Below are 11,659 nucleotides of genomic sequence, written 5' to 3'. Positions count from 1 at the left end.
AGACATAGAACTTCTTCGAATCAAGAACTACACTTCAGTTATATAGATAACGGAATAATCAAAAATGGACAAATCAAAGTTTTTAAGCAAAGTTCTTGGAATTTATCTAATCATTGTAAGCTTGGCGATGTTTCTCAACTTAGAACAGTTTACAATTTATGTGCAAGCGCTCCTTAAGGATGCCCCATTAATGCTGGTTTTAGGGCTTTGGACTCTCATGCTTGGATTACTTATGGTTGTAAGTCATAATATTTGGCAATGGAATTGGCGGCTTTTAATAACCTTGATTAGTTGGGTCGTATTGCTCAAAGGAGCGAGTATATTTTTTTACCCTCACTATATTGATCAAGCCACTTTTCTCTTTATGCAAAATAAAAACATTGCCTACAGTGCCGCCGGATTTGAACTGCTCCTGGGCATCGTTCTTTGTTATTTCGGTTTTAAACGTTAGCACTATTTAATCCTACCGCTTCTTATGCTAAAAATTTACTAGGTTTCTAGTCAATTCATTGATTATTAGGTTAAAGTATTTATGTCCGATTTTTTTTAATTAAGGGAATAGTAATGAAAATTTTAGCAAAATCACTTTTTTGTACTGTCTTTTTGGCCAATACTGCTTTTGCTGATGATCAAATAGCACAATTTAATACGCAAATTCAAAGTCAGTTAAAACAGCTACAAGCCCAGCAGCAACAACAAATACAGCAACTTAACAGCCAACTCCAAGCACAAATTCAAAAAATACAAAATGATCTACAGCAACAAATACAAACAGCCAATAGTCAGCTGCAAAATCAGATCAAGACCGTACAAAATCAATTGCAAACTCAAATACAAACTGTGAACACACAAGTACAACAATTAGCAGGAAAGCAAGTGCAGCCAGTAACCGTACCTGCTCCAAAAAAATAAGTTCAAAAAATCATTCCCGCACGCGCGGGAATTCTTGTTTTAGCCCTGTTTTAATTATCTATAAGTATCGCTTGATTTCTTTTTAGGCAAAAATCCATTAAGAGTATATAATTTAAATTGAATTGGCTTCGAACAATAAGTTAATTCATTAGCTAGTAATGAGGGGATGAGTGAGGGAACATGGCACGACGTGAACTAAATTACAAAGAGGTAGCAGAGGCTGCGGAACGAGTTAAAAAACAAGGCCGAGAACCCTCTCTTATCAATGTTTGTGAAGAATTAGGAATCATTACACCTACCTCTAACCTATCTATGCTTCTTGAAAAATGGTATCACACCCAACCCGAATTTCAGCGCTCTGTTAAAGCTCCGCTTTCAGAAAATATAAATATAAAGGCCCATGATATTCTTGAAAAAAATATAGAACTGGAAAAGTCCCTATCTCTTTTGCGTGCCACTCTTGAATCCACTGCGGATGGTATCATGATGGTAAACGGAAAAGGCCAAGTTGTTGACTGGAATCAAAAATTCGTAGAAATGTGGCGCATTCCCTCCCATATGTTGGAATCTGGTACCGAAAGTATTGGTTTTGAATACATTTTGCAACAATTAAGTAATCCTGAAGCAGTAATTGCAGATGTAAAATATCTTTATGAAAATCCCGAGTGGCAAGGAGAACTACCCGTATTGCATTTTAAAGATGGCCGAATTTTTGAGCGATTTACTCAACCGCAACGAATAGGTTCTGAAATTGTTGGTAGAGTATACAGTTTCAGGGATATAACCCAAAAATTGCTCGAAGAAGACGAGCTTCGTATCCGAGAGCGTGCCATTGAAGCCAGTACCCATGGGGTTGCAATTATTGATATTTCTAAGCCCGATTTGCCCATTATTTATGTTAATAAAGCATTTGAACGCATTACAGGATATAGCGAAAGACAAATATTAGGACAAAATCTTACCTTTTTACATGGTAGTCAAGTGGAGCATGTGAATCAGAAACGAATTACTTTGGCGATTAAGGAATTACGCGAAGAAACTGTAGAGTTGGAAAGTTACCGACGTAGTGGTGAGGTTTTTTGGGCTGAAGTCAGTGTGGCACCCGTCCGAGATTCATTTGATAACGTCAAGCATTATGTCTGCATCCTTAACGACGTAACCCAACGTCGAGAAATGGAACAACAATTAATTCAACAGGCTACTCATGATTCACTCACTGAATTACCCAATCGAGTTTTATTAATTGACCGTGTGGATCAAGCTATTTTACTTGCCAAGAAAAAAAGCTCCATGCTGGCTTTTTTATTCCTTGATTTGGATCACTTTAAAATGACCAATGATACTTTAGGCCATAGTATTGGGGATAGAATGTTGCAAGCTGTATCGAATCGTTTAGTAATTGCTACTGACGATTTTGATACTGTTTGTCGCTTGGGGGGGGATGAGTTTGTGGTTTTGCTACAGGATGTTGTTAGCGAGTCGCAGGCACAACAAAAAGCAGAAGAAATACTTGCCTCTATTGCCAAACCGATTCAAATTGATCAACATAATTTAAAAATTACCGGTAGTATAGGAATTAGCTATTACCCTAAAGATGGCGATGATTATGAATCCTTAATGAGGTGTGCTGACTTATCGATGTATCATGCGAAAGATAATGGCCGCAACACCTATCGTACCTATGATAAAGAAATGAATATGCGCATCATAAATCGTATGCAACTCGACAATGCACTGCGTGATTCACTCAAGCGCAATGAATTTCATCTGGTGTATCAACCCTTTATAGATTTAGCTACGAATAAAACGATTGGCTTTGAAGCCTTATTACGTTGGCACAGCCATATTTTAGGAGATGTTCCTCCTAATGATTTTATAGGTATGGCCGAGGAAAATGGCTTAATTCTTGATATAGGGCTGTGGGTTTTGCGTGAAGCATGCAGTCAACTTGTACGCTGGCATCGCCAAGGTTATGAGCAATTAACTATGGCAGTGAATATTTCTGGGCGCCAATTCCGTCAGGCTCATTTATCTGAAATCATTGAGAATATTCTGCTTGAAACAGGTCTCCCTGCCAAATTTTTGGAGTTAGAACTTACTGAAAGCCTGCTTGTTGATAATGTAAAACATGCGGTGGAAACCATGTATGAGCTGAAAGACATGGGAACAAAATTAGCCATTGATGATTTTGGTACAGGCTATTCAAGTTTGGCTTATCTTAAGCAGTTTCCTGTAGATAAATTAAAAATAGATCGTTCATTTATTAGTGAGTTGGTCAATCGGGAAAATGATGCTGCCATTACCCGAGCCATTATTAATTTGGGCCATAGTTTAAATTTACAGGTGTTAGCCGAAGGAGTCGAAACTGATTTACAACGTGAATTCATTATGCAGCATGGTTGTGACTATGCTCAGGGCTATTATTTTTCCATGCCTAAAAAAGCGGAAGACTTAAAAGAGTTCCTCCGCGAACACTATTAATTTTTATAATCCCTTTACTATTCCCATTTTTTTTCTAGAGTTTCTCAAATCGGTACGATTCTTGCTGGTAAAAATTATGATGTAATTTTAGGTATTTATCATGTGAATTGATTATTAATAAATAAGCAGTCGTAGTAATTGCCGTCTGAAATGGATTGGTACGGGGGTGATCATTTTAAGTCCACTCGATTAAACCCTATTCTCACTAAATGCGGCAATCGTTCTAAAGGAGACTGGAATGAAAGAAGTAACCATTATTGGTTCAGGTTTGGCAGGAACCTTACTTGCACTTTATTTGGCTAAAAGAGGTTATAGACTCCAATTATTTGATGCACGACCTGATTTAAGACGCCTGCATGCAAATGAGGGGCGCTCAATTAACCTGGCTTTATCCTGCCGCGGCATTACCGGCTTGGAAGGGGTAGGTATTTTGCCACTAGTGAAAAAACTCATGGTTCCTATGCGGGCTCGTGCGATTCATGAAACTGATGGTCAAATTAAATTTCAATCGTTTGGCCGACATAAGGATGAATATATAAATGCAATTCTACGTAATGAACTCAATAAATTATTGCTTTATGAAGTGGAGAAATTTTCTAAGGTGCAACTCAACTTCAATACGAAACTCATTGATATGGATGTTGAGAATAAAATTGCCATCTTTAAATTACCTAATGGCACCTTTTTAGAACATAAATATGAGCTTCTCATTGGAGCTGATGGTGCAGGTTCATGTGTTCGTGAGCACTTGCAGGCGAAGCATTTAGTCCATGCATCGCGAATGTTCTTACCTTATGGGTATAAAGAGTTATCTATTGGAGAGCCTGGTCAAAATCATCTTATTCACGAACATTTGCACCTATGGCCAAGAGAGGCCTTTCTATTATTAGGGAATCCCAATCGGGATAAATCCATTACGGGCTCCCTATTCCTACCGCATGAAGGGAAAAATAGTTTTGCTGAATTGGATGATGAACTCAAAATAAATACTTTTTTTAAAGATTCATTTCCAGATGCGTATGCCGAAATGCCTCATGTAATTGAAGAATTTACCCAACATCCCACAGGGAATATGAGTACTATAAAATGCGATCCATGGTTTCACCAAGATCAATGCCTCCTAATAGGAGATGCGGCTCATGGGGTGGTCCCTTTTTTTGGACAGGGAATGAATAGCGCGTTTGAAGATTGTCGTATTTTAAATAAACTTCTGGACCAATATCATGATGATTGGCAAAAAGTCATGCCTGAATTTTATCGTTCAAGAAAAATTAATACCGATGCTGTAGCTCAAATGTCTCTTGATAACTTCCACGAAATTCAAATCGATATCAGAGACAGAAGATTTAACTTAAAAAAACAACTAGAACATGAATTAATGCATCGATATCCAGAATATTATGTTTCAAAACATGTCTTAGTGATGTTTACAAATACCCCTTATGCAGAAGCGCAAGCACATGGGGAATTACAAGCGGTATTTTTAAATAAAATATGTGATAACGTGGAGAGAATTGAAGAGATTGACTGGGAAAAAGTAGAGAAAGAATTAAAACAATATGACAAAAAATTGGCATAATTGATTTGGATTTTTAAATAGCTAAAAAATTCAAGGGATTGCTTTGTCAAAAATTTGACATATAGTTGATTTTTTGCTCATTAAGATTGACAGCCTTAAGTTGCCCTTCTTGAAAAAGGGGTAGAAACGACCTTTTTCATAGGTTTTTGAGCAAAACACGAGAACAAAAGTTGGTATGCGAAATGCATTGTTAAAAATGTCCAACAAATTTCTCATGGAGATGGCTATGAAAATCATACAAGATTATATTGATTCCAAACAACAAGAATTCATGAATCATCCTTTTTTTGAAATATTAGAACAACTGAAAAGTTTGAAAGAATTGAGCTACTTTGTTCCTGAATTAACCTTTTGGGCGATGACGTTCCAGGATATTTTAAGAATAAATGAAGAACGAGTGACCGATCCTTACTTACGAAAAGTCGCTCGCCACCACAGACTGGAAGACGCAGGCCATGAAAAATGGTTCCTACATGATAAGAAATACATGGGTGCCGTGAATATCGATTCAGTAAATGATACGAATGACGTAAGTTGGCTCTACAGTAAAGAAACTCAATTAACTCGCGATGCAGCATACGCTATTTTAGCCGAAGTTTATAAAGCGAATGATGAAATTCTAAATATTGTTCTCCTCTTAACGATTGAATCATCAGGGCATGTGTTCTTTGAAAAAGTTTCCAAACAAGTGAAAAAAACAGGGGAAGATAAAAATCTCAAATATTTCTCCACCTCACACTTAGAAGTAGAAATGGCTCATGCTTTGTTTGAAGAAGAAATGGAACGGTCTTTGTTTTCAAGACAAGTACCCCTTCATATTCGTCGCGAAGCACTAAAAATGATTGATCGATGCTACGATGCATTTAACAAAATGTTCGATGGCTTGATTATTGCTTGTAATCGAAGACTCGAACTTGCAAAACAAAGGAATCATCAAGATGCTGCAAACAAAGAACCAGTGGAACTCATTTCACATAAAGCAGTGTAAAAAAAAGTTTGGACAAGCAATGCTCAGCGATGAGCATTCGCTTGTTTTTTTTCGTGAAGATTTTGGTAGATTGATTCATTCAAATCCAATTGCCGCTTTTGAACCCCATACCACCGCAGAAGCACAATCATTCATACAATATGTACATGAACATCAACTTCCTATTACCCTCCGAGGAAATGGAATGAGTCAAAGCGGACAATCGCTCGCGATGCCAGGTGGTATGCTCCTTAGTACGAAACATTTCACTCATGCTTCACCAGCAGATTCAAATTCCATCTGGGTGGAAGCAAATGTGTCATGGGCTTCATTATTGGATAATACGTTAAAACACTCTCTGATACCTCATGTAGTTCCACATAATTGTAATTTAACCGTGGGGGGCGTACTCTCTGCTGGGGGAATCGGTGCATCTTCATTCAAATACGGTAGCGTAACAGCCCATGTCAAAGCACTCGAAATAGTGCAAGGAAATGGCGAGTTGATTCAAACAGAACAACCCTCTTCGTTAATGCAGGCCTGTTTAGGAGGACAAGGAAGGTTTGGTTTGATTACCAAAGCATGTATTTCATTAAGACCATGTTTAAAAAACGTCAGAACTTACTTCTTAATTTATTTAGATAAGGATGAGTGGCTTAATGATCTACTTGTGTGTCAAACCAGAGCAGACTATGTCGAATCATTTTGTACCCCAGCAATACAAGGTGCAAAATTATCGGCAAAAGGTCGGGCCCCTTTTGCTCAATGGTTTTATTCCATTCACGTAGCAGTCGAATACGACCAGCTGCCACCCGATTTTCGTGAGTTAGGATTAAAGCCTTGGCGTTTACTCCATACTCAAGAGGAGTCCATTCACTCTTATTTGCATCGCCATGATTCACGTTTTAATGCAATGAAAATAACTGGGCAATGGGATTTGCAACATCCGTGGTATGAATGTTTCATACCCGGCTCACAATTAAATAATCTGGAAGAGCTATTGGCCTTGTTACCTTTACATTATGCCACTGTGGTACATCTTGCGCGCATAGCCCCTCTTGCGCCAGCTGGTTTTTTGCAACTCCCTAAAGATAAAGATATTTTTGCTTTAATGATCCTCAACCCAGGCTTGCCTAATTCATTGATTCCAAGTTGTTTAGAAACCATCAAATACTTGGACGCGCTTTTTTTGCCCCAAGGTGGAAAGCGTTATCTTTCCGGATATTTGGGCGCCGCTCCAGATCAAGAATTTTGGCAAAATCATTTTGCTGAACGATATACTGATTGGATTAAATTAAAAGAACTTTATGACCCACATAATGTTTTTTGTTCGATTTTGCATCCTAATTAAGGAAGCCAAGCGGAACCCCGGGAACTGGTGCTTTTGACCCTGATTCCGCTCGCTTCACCAAGCAGGAAGATTTTACTTAGTGATCTTAGGTTTAAACTCCATTAAAGTGAATAAACTATTGGTTGGATAACTGTTTTTAAAAATAAATCCCGCCGGTTCAATTGATTGTTGCCACTCCGACAAAGTCCGTTGTCTACCGCCTAGTAATACCATCATCACAATATCCATCGTTTTATTAGGATGAGGTCTATCGTCATCAGGCATTACTTGTTCTACAATAAATAAAGTCGCATTTTGGGACATTTGTTGGGCGCAGTTTTTTAATATTTTATGCATCATTTCATCATTAAAATCGTGCAAAACGCCTTTGAAAATATAAGCATCTGCTTGTGGGATGGCTGCAAAAAAGTCACCTTCTTGAAGGGTTATTTGTTTGGAAAAGGCCTTAGGATCCAATTGGCAAATCACCGAGGGGGTATCAAAAAGAATAGCCTTTAACTGAGGATATCGATGGGTAATTGCTTTTACAAGACCTCCCCGACCACCTCCCATGTCCACAAAGCTCGAAAAAACATCAAAATGGTAGGCATTGCTTATTGCCACATCATCATATGAAGATAATTTAGCCATCCCTCTATCAAAATTTTGCTGTTTCTCTGCATTTTTACTAAGAAAACTAAAAAAATCATCACCATGTTGCAGTTCAAAGGCAGGTATTCCTGTTTTGAGGGACACATCTAATTGAGAGAATGCTTGCCACCAAGTATCATCAACCATGCCCAATACATCTCGCATGGAATGAGGATCCTCATCACGCAGAGGTTTGGATAATTCAGTCAATGAATAAAAACCATTGTCGTAATTAAATAAATCATAACTGCATAAAAACTTTAATACCCTATCAAGCAATTCGGACTTTGTTTCTGTGACGTGCGCCAGCTCGTCGATTTTTTTCGGTCCTGAAGCCAGATGATTTGCTATGCCTAATTTAGATACCGCATGTAATGCGCGTGATACAACATACCATCGAGACATGATCGCTAATTGAATATGTGGTTTATCCATAAGAGCTTGCATATTTAATTCCTTTTAAGACAGGTTATTTATTATTTGTTAATTAGATCAAAAAGTTAAGTCTTTATTATTTTAATTTTATCCGAAAAGAAATGAGCGCATTGAAATAGAACTATTCTCAATTCCTTCATAAATGAAAACCAGTTCATCTTCATGATGTGCAGCACCTAAAATATAAAACAATGGATAATAGTGTTCAGGAGTAGGAACGCTCAACCTCCCTGAAAGAGTATCACGATAATCAGAAATTAATGCAGGGAAATCTCGGGATACTAATTTATCTTTGAGCCATTGGTCAAACTCAACTGCCCAATCATAAGGTTTGGATTTGCACTCCCAACTGATCTTGGAAAGATTATGCACTAAATTACCGCTACCGACGATAAGAATATTTTGTTCTCTAAGTTGTTGTAATTGCTTTCCTATTTGATAATGAAATTCTTCAGTTTGTTCGATGTCTAGACTAAGCTGGACAATAGGAATATTTGCCTTGGGGTATATATGTCGCATCACCGACCAAGTTCCGTGATCCAATCCCCATTGGTTGTCATCTAGTTTAATTGAAGTTTGACTTACTACAGTTTTAATGAGTTCTGCTGTTTCGAGAGAACCTGCTGCGGGGTAGTTCATATTAAAAAGCTTTTTGGGGAAACAATAAAAATCATGAATCGTGCGGGGATATTCCATATGTGTTACCCAAGTGCCTTCCGTTACCCAATGAGCTGAAACACAAACGATTGCCTTAGGTTGTGGAATTTTGTTCCCCAATGCCTGCAAGTTCAATGTAAATTTATTGGTTTGAATTGCATTCATAGGACACCCATGACCAATAAAGATTAATGGCATGCGCTTGTTACAGTCCAAACTATCCTTCATGTCCATAATGAAGCACCGTAAAAATCAGTACTCACTTAGTATCATATTAGTTCAAAATACAGGTTGTTTACTTAGTTCTGATTAAAAAATTTCTTTTTTACAAAACATTGGTCCTATTTAAGAAAAGTCTTCAATAGAAATTTATTTTTTGCAGATTGACCACAAGTTGGCTAATTATGAGGCATTTAAAAGTAATCCGTAGGGGAATTCAAAGTCCTAGACGTTCACTTCTACTCCACTAAGACTACTGGCAGCATCGCTGCTTGACTTAAACTGGCAATCCGGATACCAAAAGCAACGAGTAAGCCTCCCATAATTTTCACGATGTAATATTGCAATCGATTCAGGTTCGCTTTGACATACTGATGGGTAAACATATAAGAGAGGCAAGAAAACCAAATCATGTGAATTAAAGCAATTTCAACCGCATAACCGAACTCCGTAAAAACCGAATGAACAGGCTTCACTACCAAAGTAAAAAATGCCAGTAAAAACATAATGGCTTTTGGATTTAACAGATTGCACAACAAACCTTGATTAAACGCTTGTAACCCTGTAATGGAGTAGGGTGAATGGCTGACTTCCAATTGTTCCATGTCACGCTTCGCTAATAAGCTCTTGATACCTATATATATCAAATAAGCCGCCCCCAAGTATTTGATAATACTAAAAGCAAGTAATGACTGAGAAATAACTAGAGCCAATCCCAAAATACAGTAGCTCGCATGAATTAAAAGACTCACTGAAACCCCAAAGGCGGTATAAACGCCTGCTCTTCTGGAGTAAAGTAAAGAATTTTTCGTAACTAAAGCAAAATCAGGTCCCGGAGAAATTGCAGCTAACATAATCAATACACTTATAGATACAAACTCTTGCACAATATCCTCCCTAAAATCGTAAAATGTAATAATAACACAATCTTGAGATGCTTCTGATAATCTGGGTATAAAAGTTCTGAATTTAACTCACATGAAAAATAGAGCCAAAGGCCGTGGTTAAGCGTGCTAGTACTGGCTTCAATAAATAATTGCGTTTAATTGTTTCTGCATTGTTCCTACATTCTTTAAAATTTAACGATAAAAATGAATATTTAGTCCATTCAAATCGACTCATACTACTATTAAGGATGTAGTTCACACACTCTTGCAACTCATCTTTGCTAAGCGTCAAATCAACATAGCGGTTACATAATGTATTTATGCACATATAAAAATTTTGAACTTCTGCGCTCAAAAGTGCCGAGGATTCATTATTTCTTGCCTCCATCGTACCAAGATATTCTTTAGTTTTAACTCTCAATAAATGCATTTGGGCACGAATTCCTGCGGATTTGGATAGTTCAGCTTCTCTCTCTAGTTGAACAGCCTCAGCTAAAGATTCATACCATTGGCAATCTTTATTATCCCGATAATAAGTAATGAAGTTCTTCTCCGCACTTAGAGATTGCTGAACGTAGGCTTCTTGAGTTAAAGAACACTGATAATCAAACACAGAACCTATGTTCTTCGCGGTGAACTGGGAGGCACCCTTTCCTCCATGACCGTCATAGATCCCTATTAAAAAAGGGCGCGAAGTCGAAAGCGTCTGTATCGCAATTGAAATATTGTCTCGAGATCCTTCTTCGAGTGCTTTATTCACAAGCATTTTTGCTAATTGGTGTTCTTCCAGTTTATTTGCCAATGGTATTTCGTTTAAGCAATTAAAAAGCCATTGTTCCTGTTCTTTTTGGGTCTGGAATGCTAAAGGTTCTGTAAAACCATCGCAGGTTGTAATTATTTGCATCGTTCCTACCTGTTCTGGAGAAATGCCCAGGGATGAATGAATTTTATTAAGAGGATGGACGTCGATATGGGCATCAGCACAAACTACCTCCGCATTGAAATCAAAATCACCTAGCGCTCGAGATACCGCCAATTGACCATTGATCCGATCGAAAAAGACCACGCCTCCCGCTCTTTGAATCCGCTCTAACTCTACCTCGGGGTGATGAATGATACTATTTAACCGTACCACACCGGCTAACTTATCCCAGACATTGTAAATCACTGCAAAAGAAAGGGAATCCGCTAAGGTTGCGGTGATTAAGGTCCCATGGCCATCATACACGGTCGTCGACGCCGTGGTTCCTCCATACATCACATTACGGCCTAAAATGTTAATTAAATGGTAACTGGTCCATAAACGGCGACCTATATCTTGGGGGGTAAGTGAATTAAAATGGTTTGGAGCATACCAACATGCAAAAGCCGCATCTTCTTGGCTTGGGCGAGCTCCCATGGTCTCATATAAACCAAATCCATAGTCTTTGACACGTTCACTAACATCAATTCCATCAACAGGAAGTGATGTGATGTAGTGGATGCATTGCATGCTTTTTCCTAATCATTCATTCCTGTAAAAATATAGCACATAGGCTGTT

The 11,659-nt window shown here is 38.0% G+C and carries 10 protein-coding genes; 6 read left to right on the top strand and 4 right to left on the bottom strand.

The window, feature by feature from the left end; all coding sequences use genetic code 11:
- The first annotated feature begins 64 nt into the window (after positions 1 to 64).
- The 6 genes from HBNCFIEN_RS02155 to HBNCFIEN_RS02130 all read left to right on the top strand — a co-directional run bounded on the left by HBNCFIEN_RS02155 (position 65) and on the right by HBNCFIEN_RS02130 (position 7,290).
- The gene (locus tag HBNCFIEN_RS02155; RefSeq protein WP_182392512.1) at positions 65 to 451 is read left to right on the top strand and encodes a hypothetical protein; all 387 of its coding nucleotides are present in this window, start codon (positions 65 to 67) and stop codon (positions 449 to 451) included.
- Between the two features lie 113 nt (positions 452 to 564).
- Positions 565 to 912 (top strand): hypothetical protein, encoded by a 348-nt coding sequence (locus HBNCFIEN_RS02150; RefSeq protein WP_182392511.1) that lies wholly within the window; start codon positions 565 to 567, stop codon positions 910 to 912.
- Between the two features lie 180 nt (positions 913 to 1,092).
- Positions 1,093 to 3,393 (top strand): bifunctional diguanylate cyclase/phosphodiesterase, encoded by a 2,301-nt coding sequence (locus tag HBNCFIEN_RS02145; protein WP_182392510.1) that lies wholly within the window; start codon positions 1,093 to 1,095, stop codon positions 3,391 to 3,393.
- Between the two features lie 238 nt (positions 3,394 to 3,631).
- Complete coding sequence (locus HBNCFIEN_RS02140) at positions 3,632 to 4,972, top strand: NAD(P)/FAD-dependent oxidoreductase (protein WP_182392509.1); 1,341 nt, start codon at positions 3,632 to 3,634, stop codon at positions 4,970 to 4,972.
- Positions 4,973 to 5,198: 226 nt separating this feature from the next.
- Entirely contained in the window at positions 5,199 to 5,960 is a 762-nt protein-coding gene (locus HBNCFIEN_RS02135) for a hypothetical protein (RefSeq protein WP_182392508.1), read from the top strand.
- Positions 5,911 to 7,290 carry an FAD-binding protein gene (locus tag HBNCFIEN_RS02130; RefSeq protein ID WP_182392507.1) on the top strand — a complete coding sequence of 460 codons (1,380 nt, stop codon included), beginning with the start codon at positions 5,911 to 5,913 and terminating at the stop codon, positions 7,288 to 7,290. The genes HBNCFIEN_RS02135 and HBNCFIEN_RS02130 overlap by 50 nt, the downstream gene beginning before the upstream one ends.
- 72 nt (positions 7,291 to 7,362) lie before the next feature.
- Here HBNCFIEN_RS02130 and HBNCFIEN_RS02125 read toward each other — a convergent pair whose 3' ends face one another.
- The 4 genes from HBNCFIEN_RS02125 to HBNCFIEN_RS02110 all read right to left on the bottom strand — a co-directional run bounded on the left by HBNCFIEN_RS02125 (position 7,363) and on the right by HBNCFIEN_RS02110 (position 11,610).
- Complete coding sequence (locus tag HBNCFIEN_RS02125; protein WP_182392506.1) at positions 7,363 to 8,367, bottom strand: methyltransferase; 1,005 nt, start codon at positions 8,365 to 8,367, stop codon at positions 7,363 to 7,365.
- A gap of 75 nt (positions 8,368 to 8,442) precedes the next feature.
- Positions 8,443 to 9,246 carry a 4,5-DOPA dioxygenase extradiol gene (gene ygiD / locus HBNCFIEN_RS02120; protein WP_255464306.1) on the bottom strand — a complete coding sequence of 268 codons (804 nt, stop codon included), beginning with the start codon at positions 9,244 to 9,246 and terminating at the stop codon, positions 8,443 to 8,445.
- 224 nt (positions 9,247 to 9,470) lie between these two features.
- Positions 9,471 to 10,118 (bottom strand): LysE family transporter, encoded by a 648-nt coding sequence (locus HBNCFIEN_RS02115; protein WP_182392505.1) that lies wholly within the window; start codon positions 10,116 to 10,118, stop codon positions 9,471 to 9,473.
- Positions 10,119 to 10,200: 82 nt separating this feature from the next.
- Positions 10,201 to 11,610, bottom strand: a complete 1,410-nt coding sequence (locus HBNCFIEN_RS02110) for a PP2C family serine/threonine-protein phosphatase (protein WP_182392504.1) — start codon at positions 11,608 to 11,610, stop codon at positions 10,201 to 10,203.
- Positions 11,611 to 11,659 lie beyond the last annotated feature (49 nt).

It is taken from the genome of Legionella sp. PC997, from assembly GCF_014109825.1.
In the GTDB taxonomy this organism is placed as follows: Bacteria; Pseudomonadota; Gammaproteobacteria; order Legionellales; family Legionellaceae; genus Legionella.
This window is presented reverse-complemented; position numbering and strand designations above follow the sequence as displayed.

Excerpts from the sequence above, each read along its gene's own strand:
- HBNCFIEN_RS02155 (WP_182392512.1), top strand. The coding sequence starts at position 65 with ATGGACAAATCAAAGTTTTTAAGCAAAGTTCTTGGAATTTATCTAATC.
- HBNCFIEN_RS02150 (WP_182392511.1), top strand. The coding sequence starts at position 565 with ATGAAAATTTTAGCAAAATCACTTTTTTGTACTGTCTTTTTGGCCAAT.
- HBNCFIEN_RS02145 (WP_182392510.1), top strand. The coding sequence starts at position 1,093 with ATGGCACGACGTGAACTAAATTACAAAGAGGTAGCAGAGGCTGCGGAA.
- HBNCFIEN_RS02140 (WP_182392509.1), top strand. The coding sequence starts at position 3,632 with ATGAAAGAAGTAACCATTATTGGTTCAGGTTTGGCAGGAACCTTACTT.
- HBNCFIEN_RS02135 (WP_182392508.1), top strand. The coding sequence starts at position 5,199 with ATGAAAATCATACAAGATTATATTGATTCCAAACAACAAGAATTCATG.
- HBNCFIEN_RS02130 (WP_182392507.1), top strand. The coding sequence starts at position 5,911 with ATGCTGCAAACAAAGAACCAGTGGAACTCATTTCACATAAAGCAGTGT.
- HBNCFIEN_RS02125 (WP_182392506.1), bottom strand. The coding sequence starts at position 8,367 with ATGCAAGCTCTTATGGATAAACCACATATTCAATTAGCGATCATGTCT.
- ygiD (WP_255464306.1), bottom strand. The coding sequence starts at position 9,246 with ATGGACATGAAGGATAGTTTGGACTGTAACAAGCGCATGCCATTAATC.
- HBNCFIEN_RS02110 (WP_182392504.1), bottom strand. The coding sequence starts at position 11,610 with ATGCAATGCATCCACTACATCACATCACTTCCTGTTGATGGAATTGAT.